Source organism: Levilactobacillus tangyuanensis (assembly GCF_003946545.1).
GTDB lineage: Bacteria > Bacillota > Bacilli > Lactobacillales > Lactobacillaceae > Levilactobacillus > Levilactobacillus tangyuanensis.
This window is the reverse complement of record NZ_RHOA01000014.1, coordinates 1-17,920: the sequence shown is the minus strand read 5'-3', so window position 1 is coordinate 17,920 and position 17,920 is coordinate 1. Positions and strand designations below refer to the sequence as shown.

At 44.2% G+C, this 17,920-nt stretch carries 32 protein-coding genes and 2 tRNA genes; 6 read left to right on the top strand and 28 right to left on the bottom strand.

Annotated elements, in window-relative coordinates; genetic code table 11:
* Positions 1-5 precede the first annotated feature (5 nt).
* The 4 genes from EKM96_RS08925 to EKM96_RS08910 all read right to left on the bottom strand — a co-directional run bounded on the left by EKM96_RS08925 (position 6) and on the right by EKM96_RS08910 (position 2,778).
* On the bottom strand, positions 6-1,340 hold the full coding sequence (locus EKM96_RS08925; RefSeq protein WP_125642727.1) for a PBSX family phage terminase large subunit: 1,335 nt from the start codon (positions 1,338-1,340) through the stop codon (positions 6-8).
* Positions 1,341-1,352: 12 nt separating this feature from the next.
* A complete protein-coding gene (locus EKM96_RS08920; RefSeq protein ID WP_225417735.1) occupies positions 1,353-1,952 on the bottom strand; it encodes a terminase small subunit in 600 nt (199 codons plus the stop codon).
* 232 nt (positions 1,953-2,184) lie between these two features.
* Positions 2,185-2,445 (bottom strand): hypothetical protein, encoded by a 261-nt coding sequence (locus EKM96_RS08915; RefSeq protein ID WP_125642724.1) that lies wholly within the window; start codon positions 2,443-2,445, stop codon positions 2,185-2,187.
* 33 nt (positions 2,446-2,478) lie between these two features.
* Positions 2,479-2,778 carry a hypothetical protein gene (locus tag EKM96_RS08910; protein ID WP_125642722.1) on the bottom strand — a complete coding sequence of 100 codons (300 nt, stop codon included), beginning with the start codon at positions 2,776-2,778 and terminating at the stop codon, positions 2,479-2,481.
* A gap of 194 nt (positions 2,779-2,972) precedes the next feature.
* Between EKM96_RS08910 and EKM96_RS08905 the strand changes: the two genes are divergently transcribed.
* Entirely contained in the window at positions 2,973-3,188 is a 216-nt protein-coding gene (locus tag EKM96_RS08905; protein ID WP_061777550.1) for a CsbD family protein, read from the top strand.
* Positions 3,189-3,242: 54 nt separating this feature from the next.
* Here the strand turns inward: EKM96_RS08905 and EKM96_RS10605 are convergent, their stop codons facing one another.
* From EKM96_RS10605 to EKM96_RS08800, 23 genes are all read right to left on the bottom strand, one after another.
* Positions 3,243-3,398, bottom strand: a complete 156-nt coding sequence (locus EKM96_RS10605; protein ID WP_156470530.1) for a hypothetical protein — start codon at positions 3,396-3,398, stop codon at positions 3,243-3,245.
* A 58-nt stretch (positions 3,399-3,456) separates the two neighbouring features.
* Positions 3,457-3,951 carry a TIR domain-containing protein gene (locus EKM96_RS08900; RefSeq protein ID WP_125642719.1) on the bottom strand — a complete coding sequence of 165 codons (495 nt, stop codon included), beginning with the start codon at positions 3,949-3,951 and terminating at the stop codon, positions 3,457-3,459.
* Positions 3,935-4,792, bottom strand: a complete 858-nt coding sequence (locus EKM96_RS08895; protein WP_125642716.1) for a macro domain-containing protein — start codon at positions 4,790-4,792, stop codon at positions 3,935-3,937. The genes EKM96_RS08900 and EKM96_RS08895 overlap by 17 nt, the downstream gene beginning before the upstream one ends.
* A 499-nt stretch (positions 4,793-5,291) precedes the next feature.
* Positions 5,292-5,365 (bottom strand) — tRNA-Arg (locus tag EKM96_RS08890).
* Between the two features lie 9 nt (positions 5,366-5,374).
* Positions 5,375-5,432 (bottom strand) — tRNA-OTHER (locus EKM96_RS10600).
* 202 nt (positions 5,433-5,634) lie between these two features.
* Positions 5,635-6,093 carry an ArpU family phage packaging/lysis transcriptional regulator gene (locus EKM96_RS08880; protein ID WP_125642713.1) on the bottom strand — a complete coding sequence of 153 codons (459 nt, stop codon included), beginning with the start codon at positions 6,091-6,093 and terminating at the stop codon, positions 5,635-5,637.
* A 222-nt stretch (positions 6,094-6,315) separates the two neighbouring features.
* Positions 6,316-6,513: a hypothetical protein gene (locus tag EKM96_RS08875; protein ID WP_125642711.1), complete on the bottom strand. Its 198-nt coding sequence runs from the start codon at positions 6,511-6,513 to the stop codon at positions 6,316-6,318.
* On the bottom strand, positions 6,494-6,850 hold the full coding sequence (locus EKM96_RS08870) for a DUF3310 domain-containing protein (protein ID WP_125642708.1): 357 nt from the start codon (positions 6,848-6,850) through the stop codon (positions 6,494-6,496). The genes EKM96_RS08875 and EKM96_RS08870 overlap by 20 nt, the downstream gene beginning before the upstream one ends.
* Positions 6,837-7,250, bottom strand: a complete 414-nt coding sequence (locus tag EKM96_RS08865) for a hypothetical protein (protein WP_125642706.1) — start codon at positions 7,248-7,250, stop codon at positions 6,837-6,839. Before EKM96_RS08865 ends, EKM96_RS08870 begins: the two co-directional genes overlap by 14 nt.
* 166 nt (positions 7,251-7,416) lie before the next feature.
* A complete protein-coding gene (locus EKM96_RS08860) occupies positions 7,417-7,623 on the bottom strand; it encodes a hypothetical protein (protein ID WP_125642703.1) in 207 nt (68 codons plus the stop codon).
* Complete coding sequence (locus tag EKM96_RS08855) at positions 7,620-8,147, bottom strand: RusA family crossover junction endodeoxyribonuclease (RefSeq protein WP_225417734.1); 528 nt, start codon at positions 8,145-8,147, stop codon at positions 7,620-7,622. The genes EKM96_RS08860 and EKM96_RS08855 overlap by 4 nt, the downstream gene beginning before the upstream one ends.
* Positions 8,137-8,385, bottom strand: coding sequence for a LexA family protein (locus EKM96_RS08850; RefSeq protein ID WP_125545413.1), 249 nt, complete (start codon positions 8,383-8,385; stop codon positions 8,137-8,139). The genes EKM96_RS08855 and EKM96_RS08850 overlap by 11 nt, the downstream gene beginning before the upstream one ends.
* Positions 8,378-8,761 (bottom strand): YopX family protein, encoded by a 384-nt coding sequence (locus EKM96_RS08845; protein ID WP_061777460.1) that lies wholly within the window; start codon positions 8,759-8,761, stop codon positions 8,378-8,380. Before EKM96_RS08845 ends, EKM96_RS08850 begins: the two co-directional genes overlap by 8 nt.
* 3 nt (positions 8,762-8,764) lie before the next feature.
* Positions 8,765-9,535 carry a phage antirepressor KilAC domain-containing protein gene (locus tag EKM96_RS08840; RefSeq protein ID WP_061777461.1) on the bottom strand — a complete coding sequence of 257 codons (771 nt, stop codon included), beginning with the start codon at positions 9,533-9,535 and terminating at the stop codon, positions 8,765-8,767.
* A complete protein-coding gene (locus EKM96_RS08835; protein ID WP_225417733.1) occupies positions 9,532-10,506 on the bottom strand; it encodes a Lin1244/Lin1753 domain-containing protein in 975 nt (324 codons plus the stop codon). The genes EKM96_RS08840 and EKM96_RS08835 overlap by 4 nt, the downstream gene beginning before the upstream one ends.
* A gap of 43 nt (positions 10,507-10,549) precedes the next feature.
* The gene (locus EKM96_RS08830; protein WP_318531043.1) at positions 10,550-10,888 is read right to left on the bottom strand and encodes a single-stranded DNA-binding protein; all 339 of its coding nucleotides are present in this window, start codon (positions 10,886-10,888) and stop codon (positions 10,550-10,552) included.
* Positions 10,889-10,929: 41 nt separating this feature from the next.
* Complete coding sequence (locus EKM96_RS08825; RefSeq protein ID WP_125642700.1) at positions 10,930-11,625, bottom strand: ERF family protein; 696 nt, start codon at positions 11,623-11,625, stop codon at positions 10,930-10,932.
* A gap of 12 nt (positions 11,626-11,637) precedes the next feature.
* Entirely contained in the window at positions 11,638-12,123 is a 486-nt protein-coding gene (locus EKM96_RS08820; protein ID WP_125642697.1) for a siphovirus Gp157 family protein, read from the bottom strand.
* Complete coding sequence (locus EKM96_RS08815; RefSeq protein WP_125642693.1) at positions 12,123-12,347, bottom strand: hypothetical protein; 225 nt, start codon at positions 12,345-12,347, stop codon at positions 12,123-12,125. The genes EKM96_RS08820 and EKM96_RS08815 overlap by 1 nt, the downstream gene beginning before the upstream one ends.
* Positions 12,332-12,610 (bottom strand): hypothetical protein, encoded by a 279-nt coding sequence (locus EKM96_RS08810; RefSeq protein WP_125642689.1) that lies wholly within the window; start codon positions 12,608-12,610, stop codon positions 12,332-12,334. Before EKM96_RS08810 ends, EKM96_RS08815 begins: the two co-directional genes overlap by 16 nt.
* Before the next feature lie 109 nt (positions 12,611-12,719).
* Positions 12,720-12,887, bottom strand: coding sequence for a hypothetical protein (locus tag EKM96_RS10595; RefSeq protein ID WP_164511011.1), 168 nt, complete (start codon positions 12,885-12,887; stop codon positions 12,720-12,722).
* Between the two features lie 5 nt (positions 12,888-12,892).
* Positions 12,893-13,174 (bottom strand): hypothetical protein, encoded by a 282-nt coding sequence (locus tag EKM96_RS08805; protein ID WP_125642686.1) that lies wholly within the window; start codon positions 13,172-13,174, stop codon positions 12,893-12,895.
* Between the two features lie 4 nt (positions 13,175-13,178).
* Positions 13,179-13,676: a hypothetical protein gene (locus EKM96_RS08800; protein WP_056964407.1), complete on the bottom strand. Its 498-nt coding sequence runs from the start codon at positions 13,674-13,676 to the stop codon at positions 13,179-13,181.
* A gap of 184 nt (positions 13,677-13,860) precedes the next feature.
* On the opposite strand from EKM96_RS08800, the gene EKM96_RS08795 reads away from it, so the two are divergent.
* Positions 13,861-14,247, top strand: coding sequence for a hypothetical protein (locus EKM96_RS08795; RefSeq protein ID WP_125642680.1), 387 nt, complete (start codon positions 13,861-13,863; stop codon positions 14,245-14,247).
* A 63-nt stretch (positions 14,248-14,310) separates the two neighbouring features.
* On the opposite strand, the gene EKM96_RS08790 is transcribed toward EKM96_RS08795, so the two are convergent.
* Positions 14,311-14,601, bottom strand: coding sequence for a helix-turn-helix transcriptional regulator (locus EKM96_RS08790; protein WP_125642678.1), 291 nt, complete (start codon positions 14,599-14,601; stop codon positions 14,311-14,313).
* Positions 14,602-14,739: 138 nt separating this feature from the next.
* Between EKM96_RS08790 and EKM96_RS08785 the strand changes: the two genes are divergently transcribed.
* The 4 genes from EKM96_RS08785 to EKM96_RS08770 all read left to right on the top strand — a co-directional run bounded on the left by EKM96_RS08785 (position 14,740) and on the right by EKM96_RS08770 (position 17,742).
* On the top strand, positions 14,740-15,123 hold the full coding sequence (locus tag EKM96_RS08785; protein WP_069360050.1) for a helix-turn-helix domain-containing protein: 384 nt from the start codon (positions 14,740-14,742) through the stop codon (positions 15,121-15,123).
* A gap of 4 nt (positions 15,124-15,127) precedes the next feature.
* Entirely contained in the window at positions 15,128-15,538 is a 411-nt protein-coding gene (locus EKM96_RS08780) for an ImmA/IrrE family metallo-endopeptidase (protein ID WP_225417731.1), read from the top strand.
* Between the two features lie 100 nt (positions 15,539-15,638).
* Positions 15,639-16,376, top strand: a complete 738-nt coding sequence (locus EKM96_RS08775; RefSeq protein WP_125642672.1) for a zinc-ribbon domain-containing protein — start codon at positions 15,639-15,641, stop codon at positions 16,374-16,376.
* A 181-nt stretch (positions 16,377-16,557) separates the two neighbouring features.
* Positions 16,558-17,742: a tyrosine-type recombinase/integrase gene (locus EKM96_RS08770; protein ID WP_125642669.1), complete on the top strand. Its 1,185-nt coding sequence runs from the start codon at positions 16,558-16,560 to the stop codon at positions 17,740-17,742.
* Positions 17,743-17,920 lie beyond the last annotated feature (178 nt).

Below are 17,920 nucleotides of genomic sequence, written 5' to 3'. Positions count from 1 at the left end.
TCCTCCTAGTAATAGGCCACGGCTTGGAGCCCACTTTCTTCAGTCGTTGGTGCTAACACCTTCATGCAGAAATACCTCATGGCATCACACGCATGGTCGTGTTCCTTAACAACTTTATCTTCGCCGTGCTCCGCAGCCTTATCATCCCAAACATAGCTAGCGAGCTCCTTGAATAAGTTCGTTAACCCTGGGACAAATTTAATCAATCCATTGCTCATAGCCGACTGAGTGATTCTGATTCCATCTAATACATCGTTATTAGCTGGAACTACCGTGAATCCACGCTGCTTGAGCTTGATGGCAAAGTGAACAGCCGATGGGTCAAGAATGACTGGTGCTCTAATTGGCCCAAGAAACCGCTCGAGGTCATCGGCATACTGGTCATCACTCTTCTGACGGCTATTCGAAGCCTCACGGGCGTTGTAGTAATACTCATTGAGGCAGTACCAAACGCCATTAGAAAAACCCCACAGCAGAAATACCGTAGGGTTCAACGCGCCGTAGTCTGACGACACCACATATTTAGTTATGGATTTAGGGTCAGGCGACTCGGTAACCATCCTTTGTTTATCGAAATTGTCATAAACAATCCCGTCGCTGAGTACCCATAGTCCTTGAATGAAGCGCTGATAGAAGACACCGGTGTACATACGCTCGTACCGGTCAATGGTGTCTTGCGACAATGACGGATTATCCTGCATCGTGAAGTGAATATGCACGGCTTTATGTTCCTTTAATTTATCTAGCCATTCCAGCTTGAACCAATGATAGGGACCGGCCGGGTTACAGTTGAACCAGAACTTGGCGCCGTCTACAGAAGCACGCGCTGTGGCCTGATTAACAAATGATTGTGGCATTAATGCCACTTCATCGAAAAAGAAGGCAGCGACCGTGATCCCTTGGACTAGGTCTTGGCTTCCTTCGTCCTTACCACCAAACAGGAAAAAGGTGTTAGTGGTCGCGCCATAAGTGATAGTCAGAATATTCTCTGACCGTGAGTCCTTTACCGTGTAATGCCGAGCCTCTAGCATGCGTTTAAGCGGCCGTATGACGTTCCGACGCAATGACCCGATAGTTTTACCGGCAATGCCAAATTGCTGGCTCTGGTAGTTTGTCATGGCCCACAGGACATACGACATTGACATAATCATCGTCTTACCAGCACGGACCGACCCATCACAAATAATTGCTTCCTTGTCACGCCGGTTTAACCACTCAGGGTGTTCCTTAATTGCGGCGTCAAAATCATCAGCCTCAAAAGCTTTCGGGTCAATCCACCAGCTCAGTACGTCAAGCTGTTTATCAGAGAATGGTGCGTAATCAAACTGTGCTTTCTTAATACGCTCACTCCCTTAATTCTCACCATCTCCGCCATCCTCATGTTTTTTGTGCTTGATAGCCTTACCAATAGCACCTAGGAAGCTATCATTCTCAATATCCGTGTCAATTGGTTCAGGCAGCCGGTCTAGCAGCTCACGCATAGCCTTTTGATTGTCATGAAGTTTAACTACTAGGCCATCTTTGCCAGTATGAATATCCTGAATCACGGACCAATCAATCTCATCACTCGGCTTCAAAAAGATATCCGTAACGTGACGGGTAATTGGATTGTCGTCCGTATCAAGCCGCGGCATCCCCTCACTGTCAGTCGCCATCTCTTCATGGACTCGATAATCCATAACATCCCCAAGTGAAGCAAATGCCTGTTTGGCGTACTCTTTTAGAATGTCATCGGCAGTTAAATAAATATCGGCTTGCTGCTGTCGTTTTAACTGCTCGATAAGTTCCTTCACGTTAGCATTAGTAAGCAGACGGCTCCCGTTGGTCTTAGCAACGTCATGCCTAGTCCCATACGCCTTCTGATAAGCCCAAGTTGCGTTGTAACGCTGTAGGTAGTAGGCACAGAAAAGTTTTTGCTTCTCAGTTAAGTTACTAATATCGATGACGTGCAATGCCGTTGCAACGTTGCGATGTGTTGCAACGTTTTTTTGTTTCGTTGCAACACCATTGCGTTTTCCATTCTTAGGTGGTGCGTCACCAGAACGATGCCAATGCTCTCGGCTCTTGCGGCTTCAGAGCGTAGCAACCTTCACGCCATACTTAGCAGCTAGTTCTTTTGGCGTGGAATCTGAGGCCTCATAATCCTTTCGTATTGTTGTCCAGTCCATTAATCATCACATCCAACTACTGGAGGGTACTATACGGTGGGTTCAGCTCAACTCCTGCAGTCTTGCAAGCGATAAAGAAGGCTTGGTCATCGCTAAGGCCAGCACTCAATCCTTGCGTATAGGTATTCGTCACAATTGCAATCGCGTTTGTAACCGTTTGATCCATCGTGCCATCCGAAATTTCACGCTTCAGCGTCTCGGCGCGTACCGCGTCCTCATTACTAATCTGACTAATCTTATCGTCAAGCTGAGCAATGAATTTATCCTTACTTGTCATATGAATCCTCCTTAATTATCAGCGACAACTTACCTAGATAACCGTGAACATCACGCTATCTAGATCCTGTGAGTCAGGCATCTTTTGTTGGAATACTTCAAATTCTTTCTGAAAGTCAAAATATACTTCTCGCAAGCCATATCTTCCCTCAATTAAGTCCATGGCTGTACGATACCATTTATCGCTCGGACTAATCTCAACACACACTTCCTCACCTGGAGAATGGAACATGCTAATGTCATTAAGCATTTCTCTTGTGTGATCCAAAAGCTGCTGGCGATTATCATTGAATTGCTGTACCTGATACTTATTTTTCACCACCGTTGCCTTCACAATTTATCTTCCTTTCGGTTGCTTCGTCTACAGAAAAAGCACCACTCTTTTGCGAGTGATGCTTGATTCAAAATCTGAAAATTTAAATTTATAAGTGTCATTTACACTATCTCTTGCAGGATCTCCTTATTAGACAAGCAAATTAAAATGTGGAATAATACTGTTGTAACAAATACATTATGGGAGGTTATATTATGAGTCTAGATGACAAGATTGATAGCACCAAAGATAAGGTAATTGGAAAAGCTAAAGAAGTTGAAGGCAAGGTTACGAACGACAAGGCCCGTGAAGCTGAAGGTAAGGGTCAAGGTATTCTAGGTAAGGCTAAAGATAAACTGTCAGATGCCAAAGATGCTGTTAAAGATACGGTTGATGACGTAAAGGAAAAGTTAGATAAAGACGATAAATAAATTATCATTTTTAAGAAGACCAAAATCTGGTCTTCTTTTATTTTTTCACGCTTGTTACCTTTTTTTCCACACTGTAATACGCGGCTTATGTGGTCGCTGCGGCTTTTTACGTTGCCACCGTCCATCTTTAAGCTGTCGCTCTAACTCGCCCAAACAACGCGCTTCTGTGCGGCTGACTAGGCCAAATTTTGTTTTGATCATTCTGGCCATGCCGGCCACCTCCTATTTTTGGGCAAAATAAAAACGCCCCGTAGGACGTTAATTATTTCTATAAACCCAAGTCTTCATACACTTTATCTTTATAAACATATTCACCGGTTTCCCCATTGCCTCTATGTCTTTTATCACTATCTGGCCAATTATCCATTGCGTACTTAATAATTTTTTCTTTATAGGGAACAGTTATATGTAATTCGTCTCGCAAAACTGCAGGCATTAAATCATCACCTTGTCGTTTGTCGTTCAAATTGACGGCGATAATTGGTAAATTCAATCGAATCGCCACTTCAATTTCCCATTTAACAAACTTTGTTAAGTATCTTGTGTGTTCGCCAATCAAAAGAATGAACAACTTAGAATTATTAAATCTGTCCATTAAACTTTTTTTAATTGATTCTTCGGTACTTGAATCCCTTGCACTGTGTAAGTCGTGTGCATCATTAAAGTCAAAATCATCTTTGACGTTCCACCCTCGCATCAAATCATAGTACCGCATATCGTTGTCACCATCAAATGCAACATATACCTTATTTCTGTAAGCCATAAAATTTACTCCTTAACAGGAAATAGTCGATTTCCCGATTTGTATTTTTGTCTAGAAGGATAATTAACTTAGTAGGCCTCTTAAATTTAATTCTTCGGAGCTTGAAAGTCCAGAGTATTGTATCCAATATCTCTGTCGCACTATACCTATCATGGTCTAGCCTGGTTATACCCGATCCGAATAGAGTTATGACTACAGTTCTTCCAGCATACATTTCATCAATTTCATCCCAAAAGTTAATTAGAAATTTCACATAATCTTGAATAGACAAGTACGCTCGGTTTTTGTCATCAAAATGAGTTAAGGCTGTCAAGAAAACATCTTCTGAAAATTTATGAATTGATCCAAGTTCGTATCTTGTTTTTTTACCTCTTGGCCTATCTCTATTGATATCCAATTTGTGTCTATGTTCTAGTCTCCCATCTTCATCAATAGAAACATCTAATTTTGAGATGTTATTTACTTTTTTATCAATAAATTGTCCGTTAAGAGAGCCATGCGATATTATCTCATCATCAACTTTTGTATCAAAATACTCGTTGAAAGCAAACACTTTAATAAACTTACCGTTGTCATAATATTTACTGCTAAATATATCTCCGTGTTTCACCGATATATTCGAATCCCCAACCTTAAAACCAGCGCTTCTTATCAAGTTTGCCCAAATTAATTTAACAATATAAAATACAAGCGTGAGCAATACAAAACCAATTAGTACATCCTTTTTCGTCTGTTCCTTGAAATCAACAAATGACAATAATGCACCAATAACCCCGAAAAGCCAACCGGCACTTGCAGATACTGATTTCAACAGTTCTTTATTAAAAAATCCTACATTCATATTTCTATATACTCCCCGGTGGTTAATTTAATATATCATCATATTACTCCACCGTTAGTGAGAAAAGAAAGGCTGAAATAGAAAATATGAGGGCATTAATATTTCCAATGAATATTGACATAAAAATCAAATCGACGGAAATAATAACCTTCACACATTTGAATGTTGCCATCATAGATCCCTCCTAGTTGATGTACTGTGTACAAAAAAGGAGCCGCTCTACCACAGACGGCTTCTCAGACTAATTTCAAACTAAACTGAGAGAAGTTTTCACCTCTTTTCAGGTTAGTTTTATGACCCAACGTTAAGCAAGATTTGTTTAGGGTCAATGTGATTGGTGTGGAATCAACCACACGCGGTAATGAACCTCCTGACGTGGACAGTCCCCATTAGTGGGGAATTTCTCAGCCACGTTTCAACCACCCGTCGACTTACGCTTTTAAGCTTAGCGTATAGAACTCGCATTTGGGGATTGCGCAATACCGTGGTTGCTGACCAATGGACCTTGTGGGACTCGAACCCACAACCGACAGATTAGAAATCTGATGCTCTATCCAATTGAGCTAAAGATCCCTAAGACAATACGTGCAACGGGAGTCGAACCCGTATCTTCTTTGCTCTGCCGTTGAGCTATGCACGTTACTCAGGGAGGTAATCTTGTGGCCGGTTCATCATTCTACCACAATGCACGCAGCGGGGTTCGAACCCGCGTCAGGCAATGACTGCCTGCTCTGCCATTGAGCTATGCGTGTTTTTCTTAATTCTTTCGATGATACTAGAATAACCCTTAAATATGGCTGGTGCCTGCAGTCCGACTGCACAAAAACTGCACTCAAACTGCATCAAAACTGCTTTTTCTTAAAAATATGGAGATCATCCAGCATGTAGCAATCGGCAAACTGTAATAGTGCTTTGGGCTTCCAAACGTGGAAATAGCTAGACTCGGAAAATCCTAAGTCCATAAAGCACATAGTATCTGATAGCTTTTGTAGATATAGTTCATCTAAGATATTCTGGCAATCTTTATCACAGTGTTTAATCGCTTGGATTGTCCGTTTGACGACCTCTTCAGCATATAACCGCCGCACAATTCTTGACTCTGTCGTGTTACCTGATGGCTGAGATTTTGGCATTCCATCATAGCTAGGTGATTTTAAATCACTCATTGATTGTCCACTGATACGAACCATCTTAGGCAATACTACAGATAAAAAGTGTGTCACGTTTTGCAAAGTTGCTCCAACATCTACCTCTGGGAAGAGACTTCCCATGTTCATATTGTCAAAATCTAATTCAGCCAACCCTTTCAGCCCCTATCAATGGTATAATTAATTTGTTGACCATTGAGTAAGAACGAATTGGGTGAGGGCTGTTGCGTCAGCCCTTTTTTGCTATCTAAAATGGCCGTGTAAGCTTGTGTAGCACGTTAGTAATTTCCACATTGCTCAGCATACCCAAAGCAATGTAAACTTCCTTAGGCACGCTGTGCTCGCTTAATCTGGATTGAAACTCAGCTATTCCTATCAATACACCGCCATTGTCAGCTCATGAATAACCTGGTTGCGTTCCTTCGCTGATAACTTGTTAATCGCGTTGCGTTGGCTGTCGTTCAGCTTGATAAAGTGATTGCCACACCACACTAACGCCTGTGCCACATCGCCACCATAGCTTGCCATGCCTTGCAGCACGTATTTGCGATACTCAATCTGTTCGTGTGTCATGCTGTGCCTCCACTTGATACCCGTCCAGCCATGCCTGAGCAACTAATTCCTGATGTTTTCGGTAACGATCATTATCAAAATTATAATTTCCGCGCGTCTCATCGGTAGTTGTATCAACATTCTTCGGATACTTAAACTGTTTTAGCCGACCAATGTAAGTCAAGGCCTTATCTAAGTCCTCTTCGCCATTTTTATCCGCTTCGCGAGTTAGATACTTGATGGCATTGGCCTTGTAAAAGCCGATAGTTTCCTCAGGGGACAAAAGTCCAGCCTCAAATCTGTCAAACAAATCTTTGCCATCACTACCGCGGTAATAGTCTGGTCTAATTTCTGTCATTGTCTGCCTCCCGTAGCTTCACTCGCATGCAGCGCACCCAATCTTTGTCGCGTCCCATAGCGCTAGTAATTTTTGGGTTGCTAGGATTGTCCATGTGATCGAGGTTGTATTTCAACTGTGTTAATTCATCTGGTGTGGCTTGGTAATCCAATTCGTCACGACTTTTCATTCTGCCACGTAATTGCTTTAGATATTTCAGTGACTTTGACCGTTCTTGTGCAATATATTCGCTGGTGTATCCACGGATAATCAGGTGGCGTAGGATATTATTTTCTGCCGTATGCTGTTCCTCATCTTGACCGCGGATTTCTTTTTTAACATTTTCCGGCCACTTATCTGGATCATCACCATAATTGGCGTAAGCAGCTCTAATTTCAGCCATTTCCTTGTTTAATGACATACGCTTCTACTCCTTATCAACAATTTTGAACGTGATTTCTCCTGATTTTTTAATCATTTTTGTTTACCTTCCTTAGCCTCAGCTTGGTGTTCCCGCGCGTGTTCCGCCATACGACGCTTCTTTTGCTTCACTGTACGTCACTTAGAGTGCTTCCGTTGTTTCGACATTACTCTGCCGCCTCAAATGCAATTTCAGTGGTCTTGGCTCCCAGATAGTCTAGCAACTCACGCATTCTTCGAAAGCTCTTCCCCGTAGCCTCAACCTTTTGGGTCGAAATATTAACCAGCATGAATTCCCCTGAAAATGTGTTGAAGACGATGCTGTAAAGATCACCCTTAAGCATGAAGAAGCGGCCATTCATATCCACTCTCATACTCCCGCCTCCGTAACCGTGACTTCAATCCGCGGATCGTCCGAGTAGTACTTACTGGCCGTTAAATCAACAATCAGGTTATCATCTTCCCAGATAACGCCTGTGAGCGCGTCTTCAATCAACTTGACGTAATTTGAGGTGTCCGGCTTAACGATTGGCCGCTCTAGTCCTTCAGCTCGACGCTTATGCTTGAGCTTACTTATACTGGTCTGAATCGGTCGGTAAACCTTGATTTCAACGCGAAGCGCTTTATGCTCGAGCATCGGCCCTTTGTACTGTAGCTTGGCCTCCTGAGTCACCATTCTCTTGTAGACGTGACTCTTTTTTGGGTCGTAGGCGTGACCAGTTCGTGTAAAACGTGGGCGTCCTGCAGGTACTGGATCACCATTAACAACGATTGTAATAGGAGGAATACGATCCAACGGTCGGGCCCGTAAGCCCTTTGGCAGTAGCATTTCCTTTATGCCTTTTTTAGCGCTGGCCATCGATTCATTAAATGAAATTCCCCCGGTATTAATTGGCATGTATTTCCGCCTCCTTCAGTACCCGTTTACCCTTGCTGGTCACCCGAATGGTTCGCGTTTGCATCGGCATATAAGTAATGCAGTCTGCTTCGTACAGCGCCGTAATCCGGTCATAAATCATCGAGCTACTTGTGTACCCTGCCAGCTCTCCAATCTCGCGAACAGACGGGGAATATCCGTGTTCTCGAATTAGGCGATCAACGGCGGCAAGTACCGCAATTAAATTAGGATTAGTCATCGTTGTCCCCCTCCAACAGTTCTGGGTCCTCGTGGATGTTCCCAACAACTTGCAGCGCTTTGTAATCGGTCCAGTATTCTTGCCGCCACATCGTCTTTACGCCGTTGTAGAAAAACACGCAGTATCCATAACGTGAGTTGTATCGGATGTCGCCTACGATTCCCTGGGCGGTCGCAAACAGCTGAAAACGTATGATGTCGCCCTCGTAGATCTCTCGGCCATTGGTATCATTTACCCCGGTGTACTGCTCAGCAATCAATCCCGAATCATCTAAAGCATCAGAGAAGCAGCATAGGTCATCGTCGTATTCGTGCTCTACGTTGTAGATATAACACTTTCTCACGCAATTCCACGCTCTGAATTTAATCTCTCGCATTGCCTACGCCTCCTGCTTGATTCTCAAGAACTTATTGATGAAGTACCGCTGCCCTTTGCCAGTCACAAGCGTGGTTCCTTTGATGGTCGTGTGACCGTCTGAGTGCTCAATGACCAGTTCTCTTACCCGAAATAGTCCCAAATCCATGGACCGTTGTGTCGGACGATTACGGTCGCGCCCACTACGGATTAAATATCCGTGTTCACGAAGCCAAACGAACAGGCGATTCTGACCAATAAGCACGCCGTTTTGTTTCAATAACTTGGCTAGTTCACGAATTAGAATCGTATCGGTTGATCCTCCGACAGCGTCTGCAAACCGTGCCTTAGGTGCCATAATCTGGTTCTCGTCGTGTAGGCGTTGAACCTCAGCTTGGGATCGCTTGTACTTCTCCAGAAACTTGATCATGTTATCCGGATTCGACATCCAGTCATAGGCCGTTTTCGGAGTCACATAGGCACCCTCTCGGCGAATGGATGGGAGCACTTGCTCGTAAATCCAATCTTGAAAAGGCTCAGCACTTGGCAAGTGGCTTTGACCGGCTAGCTGATAGACACCTGGCTCAGAAATAACCGTCATCAGCTGGATTCCAGAGGGGGTAACGATTCGTTCCTCCCTCTGATACTTAGCCTTTACATGATCTTTAATGGCTTTGCTCGTGTTTAGATATCCGATTGCCAGTGCAACGTCTTTCCCAACAAAATACGGTTCATTGTCCATAACTACCGTACGTACTTGTTTCCCCTCAAAGTCAAAGGGTGTAATTTCGTTCATGCTTGTGCCTCCTCAGGCGCTCTCTTCGCTTTAAATTTCTTGATGCGTGCATCCAACTCCGCCTGCTTGTCAGGACTTAGCCCCTTTGTCTTATCCGCGAGCTTATCAGGCGTCTTCTGCGCCCAGTCTGGCAGTGTCTCCTTGGCCCTTGTAGGCTTAGATCCACCTCGTCCGCGTGACGCCGCCTGCATTTTCATTTGGTCGAATTGTTTACGGAGCTTGGCTCCTGATAAGATATTCGACTTCCAGAAATCATCGTGCTGGCACCAGTCAACCATGCCATCAAGCTTGTCGTATGCGTGGCCATCTTGGGTGTGAGCCAAACGAATATCATTAGCCCAGGTCTGTAGCTTGCGTTCGTCACCCTTAGGCGAGAAGTCAGGGTCATTATCCCGAATGGCCTTAAGCAAGTGCTGGGCGATTTGATACGGCTGATCATCAGGTCCGTACTTCGGCTTGTCCGAGTTCGGACGTATTGTTTTTTTATCCTTTACTTTACTTTCCTTTACTTTACTTTCCTTGCCATCCGAATCAGATGGCATTGCCATAGCATTGCTATTTTTCTGAGATGGCTTTGGCTTAGATTCTTCTTCGCCAGTAGATGGATTAGCTTTAGAATTGCCATTCCAACGGGAATTGGCACCCTTTTTACCAGCTTCTGACCGCCGCCTACTTTTAGCATCCTTTAACGCCATTCTTTTGTTAAATCCTTCGGAGTAGAAGTACTTACCATCATCGGTAAAGGCAAATAACCCGAAATCTTCAACAACCGCTTTTATCTGCGAAGCATCAACACGAAGGTCAAAGGCTATAGCATTATAATCTTTGACACTCGTGTAATCGTCTTCATCGCGGAGACGTTCAAGAAGCATAAAGTAAATGGCGTACCCGATTGCACCGACTTTCATCCGAACCTGCAGCATCTTACTTGAATTTCTAGCATTGCTATCATGAGAGAAGTAATTATTCAAAAGTCGTTCACCTCTCTATTCCTCCCACCCACCACTTGCTTTACTAGAACGGTAAATCGTCGTCTGTAACGTCGATTGAATCGCTAGCCGGTACGGTCTGCTGGGTATTATGTTGTTGTGATTCACTCTGACGATCAGGCAAGTCAAAATCATTAACATTAACCCCTAGCTGGGTCTGACCATTGTACTCAGTGATTTCTAGGTCGCCCGATACAATAACATGGCTTCCCTTATGGTAGAAACGTTGAATGACGTTCGCACGGTTCCCCCAGACGGTGCATCGGAACCAGTCGGTCCCATACTGGCCATCTTCACTCTGCCGGTTCTGACGAACCGCAACACTGAAATTAGCAACCTGCATACCGTTTTGTGTTGATCGCACTTCTGGATCCTTACCTACGTTTCCGGATATTGTGATTGTTCTCATGCTGTTTTATTCCCTTCTTCAGATAACTTAGTTAGCTTGTTTGTTGCTAAAATAACCAGTTCATTTGCGCTTTCGTGTGTTAGCTGATCCATACTCGTTGCCTCTGCCTTATTGAGAATGGCGGTCGCAACGACATTTAAATCGGTCTTAGCCTTGTCTGAGATTGCTTGAAATAGTTTCCCCAGCGTGTCCTTTTGTTTCTTAGATGCTGGCGTAGGATTAGGATGTTGGCGTTTTTGAGTTCCCTGGGTATACCCGCCATTGGGATTACTATCATCGGCGTCCGGATCTTCATCCTTGTCGGTAATATTGAATAGTTGTTTGTAGAAGTACTTCTGCGCACTCGTGCAAGCCTTAGCCATTGCCTTCTCACCAGAATCTTGACCACTACCGGGCATGGTTCCAACAACCGTATTTTCTCCATCCGTAATGGTAAAGGTACCCATCACATCGACGAAATGATTCTCGCCGCCTCGCTTTGAAGCCTTATCGTACTGATTGATGACTTCATACTGAGGAATAATTCGAATACCAGCTTCACGAATTGCGGACTCGACAGCGTACTTAATTGCTGTTTCGCTTTGGAAACGATAATTTTGGAAGGAGTTGTTTCCGTCCTTTCCGATTGGACCGATATGTTTTGAAGCTTCATTCAATTTCTGAATCAAATTGAGTTCTTTTGTCTCGACCATAATGTTTACCCCCTATCGAATCCGAATGGATCGGCCTTGCGTTAATTCAGCTCCTGGAACGTCTTCACCGTCTTTAAGGGCGGCGAGAATACCCTTCTTATCGAGACTAGTTGTCGTTTTGATAAAGTCACCAGGTACTTTCTCCTCGTCCGTTAAATTGACACTGGCCGGGTTATTCTGAATCCAAATTGCTAGGTCAACGTCTTTAACGTGGTCTAAACCGGCCGCCTCTAGTCCTTGCTGTAAGGCATCCTTTAATCGTCTAATGTTGCTAGCGAGTGAAGCCTTTCGGTCAGCATCGGCCTTCATTTTCTCGGCAAGTTGCTTTTCATCAGACGTTAGCTGCTTGATTACCTTGCCATAGCCGATTGCCTTATCTGCAATGCCATCTTTCAGACTGAGAATCGTGTCATCAAACGCCTGTTGATCTTCCGGATCGGCACTTTCGGCTAATCGAACGACTTGGTATAGATTGTCTTCCAATTGATAAAGATTCATTACTTAACCTCCACTTCGGGTTGCCATTCTGCCAGCTGATCGTTAATTCGATACAAATGATCGAGTTCTTCGTTGGTGATTGGGTGTCCCGGTTCGTCGATCGCTTCGATAAGATTAAATAGTTCGCCGCGAATATCGGCCAACCGATTACGACTTTCGCTAGTAACCTGGGCCACAAGAATTACGGGGCCGCTTGCAGTTTGCTTGCCTAATACTTGATCCATGTGATCACCTCCATGTCGCCAAACTCTTCGCCAACTAAATCAGTTAGTTCCGATCGATTGTCCGGGAGGCTGTCGGTGTCCCGGTCGCTGTAGTCGTACAGGAAGTTCCGAATCGCTTTGACATTGCGGGGCACGTAGATATCCCCACCGTCGAGCTTTAGATACTCTTCGCCGTCGAACAGTCGTAACCCGGTGATGTCTTGCGGGGTAGTGTCGCCAGCCGTTAACTCATCGTAATGTGGTGCAAATCCGCCTAAAGTCATTGAATCCACCACCCTTTCAGAGTAGAATTGAAGTCAAAGAAATGTGATACATGCAATTTATCTTCGAGTTCTGACGGCCAGGTCAGGGCTCTTTTTTTGTGCCATAGAATCATTTCTGTTCCTCCTTTAACTCAAGTCCAAAGAAATCAATTGACCAGGCCTTCCAGCCGCCCATTGCGTGAACCGATTCAGATAGCCAGTAACCGAAGCTGACACACACTGCAATCAGGCCGAACCATGAGACGACCTCGCCAACATAGTAGTAAAATAAATCCATAATTATTAACTCCTCTCATCTAAGTACCTGCGCCAGGCGTCCCGAACTTCCGGGAACAACCAAACGCGTTTGCCACGCTTGCCAGGGGCTCCTGCACGACGTTCGAGCTTTGCCACGTATCCCAGTGGAACGAAGTTTTGCTCAAGATTGCTAGTGGAGACCCCGGTCATGTCCGCCAGCTGACTAAGGTTAACGGAGATTTGAAGCTTGTCATTTTCGCCAAGCATTTGGTTCACTTGGTCTTCGATGACCCTCTTGGCAACCGCTTGTGGATCGAACGTCGCCATGGCTCTAGCCTCCTAACCTTGTGTTAGCTTTATTGAAGACATTCTGTAAATTGATGCCTGCATAATCTGCCTTCATCACAATATCGGTATTTTCCGACATGATTTCTTCGGCATATTCATCAAAGTATTTGTCGATGAGTAGCACTTGCTGTGGAGATCTAAACTTCTTTTCAGTACTCATTGCCTCATCGAATTCCTCTTCAATTGCTCGCCGATCGTTCTCCTCCTTGCGCTGCCGAAACATCGCTGAGATAACATCGTTGTGCTTCGTCGTGTCTTTCAAGAAAGACAGCAGCCCATAATCCGTTCTGGCACCCGACAGGGCTAAGAGAATGCTGTGCAGCCTGTGCGCAATTGCAACTCTCATACTCTTGTCACCGGACCGTTCACCATTGGACATCCGGGTAAGCTGTGACTTAGAAATATGTGCTCCTTCAGCGACATCTTTCCGCATAAAACCAACGAGATCCAGACTTAGCTGCTCTGCAAATTTATTTTTCATTCAATCACTTCCTTTACTTGGCAACCCATTCAAATTCCTTTGACGAGGACCACTGATACAATTTAGTTATTGGAGGAACCGGCAAGCATCACCACCACAACGATGATTCCCAATACTCCGGCCATCAGCTCACCTCCTCGGAATGCCTTCCCTATGCGATAATCGTTTTAGGGAGGTGAAAATTATGAAGCCAAAAGCATATTTCAAGGCGAGAATCACACTTAAATACCTTATAAAGACTAGGGTCACCACTACTAACGAAATAATGGAGTATTCCGCACACGCGGCAATTTATAAAAATCCTTGGTATCGGTTTATTAGACATATAAAGGACCAGGATGTGTACGACGCCACTGATTGGTTGGAAAATAACGGATATATTAAACGTGACGTTCACGAATTAGGCGACATATACCTAACGCAAGAAGGACTACATTACTTTGAGTTACTTCAAGAAGATAAAAAGTCTGTCTTACTAAAGAGCTTTGCATTACCACTCATTGTTTCGATAGCCATAAACACACCAAACTGGTGGCCGTGGCTACTAAAATGGGTATCCAAACATCTGTAACAGTTGGGTGCCTCTCAGTAAAGACAAGAAACCAATCCCCAAAAGACAAATGGTGCTTCTTCATCAGCTCACCTCCTCAATCTCAATGGAATTAAGTGTTGTATTTTTCTTAACGGTTACATCAAAAAAAATATCATTAACACCCATATTTTTATTTAACCGTTCTGACAACTTAACAGCAATCTTTAATGCCGTGGTGGGCGCCGGATTAGCCTTACCATTAATAATGGTAGATGCATAAGATGCCGTTATATCAACGGATTCCGCCAATTCCTTTGTTGTTAGTCCAGCCATTGCAATTTGATGTTTCAGCGCTCTTGAACTTCTCACTTTCAGTCTTGATTTAGTAATCATCGTTTTCACCTCGCTCTTAACAATATCTATATTACCCCTTCGTTTAGAAACATGCAACACTTATTGCTATTTTTTATACATTTTTCTCAACAGATATATTATTATTAGTTCATGAAAAGTAAAGGAGTGAGCCGACAGATGCCTGAAATAAACGATTCTCAGCTTGGAGACTACATTAAAAATATTTTAGACAAGAACAAGTGGTCAATACGTAAAGGTGCGCTTCAAATCGGCGTGTCTGCTGCCTACTTATCCAAACTAATCAACCATAAAGCTGACTCAAATCCTAAGCCAGCTACTCTGCGGAAACTTGCGAGCGGCTTGCATGTTAGTCCAGAAGAATTATTTGAACTCGCAGGTATTAAACTAAGTGATACAAGCGATTCAGACAAGCCCGAATACGTTGACCTTAAGGAACAAATCAACGATAAAAAGAAAATCATGACCTTTGAAGGTCGAATAATACCTGATGAAGACTTAGAGTATATGGAGCGTTTGCTCAGGGGCGGAAAGAAGGACTAGCTGTATGGACGTAATTATCGTTAATCTTATGAAATACGCGTACGATCATAAAATAACCGTAATTTTAACCAACCATTTTGATGGCCATACCCCTTCTGCATCCCGCCCTGATACTAAAACGATTGTCGTTAATACGAATTGGCATGAGAAGAAAGAAATCCCCTTCCAAATGGCTCATGAACTAGGACACGTCGTTAATGGCGATGAAGGAACACTCTACTATTCTAGTTTCTCCAACAAGTCAAAGTATGAACGCGCGGCCAATATGACCGGATTAGACATTTTGATTCCAATTTATGTTGATGCTACTGGATACACGTTCAATAATGTATCTCCCTTTATGGAGCAATTTGGCATCCCCAACTATCTACTAAATGCTGTAATTTCACGATTTAAAAAGTGCATCAATAACTAGAAGAAACGCATTGATTAGATTTTAATGCGTTAGAGACTAATATTTCCGTCCACACCCGACGACGTTAAAAGCTGTACATATTTTTAGGAGGAATTATCTTATGGATAATGATACGAAAACGCATTGCACTAATTGCGGAAAGGAAATACCGTCAAAAGTTGATTTTTGCCCTTTCTGTGGTGCTAAGCAGGCATCTTCAGCGAGTAGCGATCAAGCAAAAGACGTCGAAAACGCCGAAGATAAGATTGAAGGTTCGCCCAAGAAACCAAAGAAAAAATGGTATAAGCGTTGGTGGGTTTGGATTGTAATTGTTATTTTAGCCATTGGAGTTATTGGTGCCCTTGGCAGTTCTGATGATTCGGATTCATCATCTTCCTCTGATGAATCTTCTGCAACATCCACTGCAAAAAAGAATAGCTCTTCCAGTTCCAGCAGTAGTGCATCAACTTCCGTACGCAAATCCGTACAAGTTCTCGATAGTAACAGCGAAGATCAATTAGCCGAAAAAGGGGAAACTAACGCCAACCAAATTAGATACGGAGAATTAATCAAATCTAATGATTATTACGGAAAGCCCTACTCTATTAGTAAAGGAGAGGTCCTACAAGCTAGTGAAAGCAAGGGCGTTACGACATTACTTGTTTACATCGATGACGACACAGATCAACTATTTGAAGTAGCAGTTCGTGGAAAAACTAAGGCGATTGAGGACGACTATGTTTCCATCAATGGTGTTCTAGATAAAATGACTGACTATGATACACAGTCTGGTGGTTCTAATACCGTCCCGGTAATATTTGCAAAAAAAGCAACAGTCGTTGGTCATGACGATAATTAGTCCTTATTTTTAATTAAGTAATAAGCTCCTAGCTTCAGTCTGGTGACTCCCCTCGGTCCGATTCCGGGGTGAAGCATAGTCCCAAAGATGGTGACATTAAAAGATAAATATGTACTTGGGCCCGTTCAGGGCTTTTCTTTAATCGTCAAAAAGAACGCACGTTCGGAATGGAGGAATTATCATGGCTCAAATATTCAAACGCGGTGACAGCTGGAAGGCCAAGGTCTACTTCAAAGACATTCACGGCAAGCGGACGTCACGCTCACAGGAAGGATTTCGCACTAAGAAGGAAGCCGAAGCGGCCGCCCGGGTGATGGAAGACACTTACAAGAACGGATCCGACGTCGACGACAAGAACATCTCTTTTAGCGACTACTTTCAGAAGTGGTTCCACATCTTCCGGGAACCTGGTCTGTCAGATACCACAATTGCCCGGTACCAGTACACCATCAACGTCATTGATGAGTATTTCGGCGACACCCTCTTACGTAAGATCAAAACGGCCGACTACCAGGAATTTCTCAACTGGTTCGGGAACGGAAACGGCAAGGACGCGAAGCCCCACGCTAAGGCGACAGCTGACAAAATCAACACACACATCCGGGCCGCTGTCCGCAATGCAGTCAACGATTCGGTCATCAGCCGGGATTTCACGCAAAACACTCACGTCGTCTACGACAGCAGCCGGACCCGTGAGATCAAATGGCTCTCATATGACGATGCAGCCAAGCTGTACAACTACACGCTGAACCACTTGGAAGGCATTGACGTTGTTCCCTATATGGTTCTGACTGCCCTACTCACCGGCATGCGCCAGCAAGAAATCGCGGGGCTTACCTGGGACGACATCGACAGCAAGGGTGGCTTCATCAAGATCACGAAGACCTGGAACTGGACGAAGCGTGACTTTGGCCCCACCAAGAACCCGGCATCCGTCCGGACCATCTCGATTGACCGCAACCTGGTGAACATCTTGACCAAACTGCAGTATGAGCAAAAACGCTACTTGAAAGTGAACGACAAGACCAATCCACACAGCCTGGTTTTTCTGTCGCGCTACAACCGTGTCCCCTCTTCTAAGGCCCTCAACGACCGGTTACACGAACTGATGAAGGACGCCGACATCAACATATACCTGCGGTTCCACGGGCTCCGGCACACTCACGCGTCCATTCTGCTGTATCAGAAGATGTCGATTGCCTATATCAGCCACCGACTTGGTCACCAGGACATCGCCACAACAACGAAGACTTATCTCCATATCATCAAGGAACTGGAGCAGGAAGAGACCGTCCGCACCCGTGAGATCTTCACTGACCTGGGGAAGAAGGCCGACTGGTCCGACTTCAAAGTCAAGGCCGAGTGATGGGTGCACCCAAATGGGTGATTCTCACTCCTGAATGGGTGCACCTTGGGTGCGCACTTTTGCAAAACCATATGCGAATATATTTTTTTAGATATAAAAAAGAGCAGGAACGCTGTTATATCAACGTTCCTGCTCTTTTGAAAGTGGTTTATGAATTATAGTTATACCGGAGGTGGGG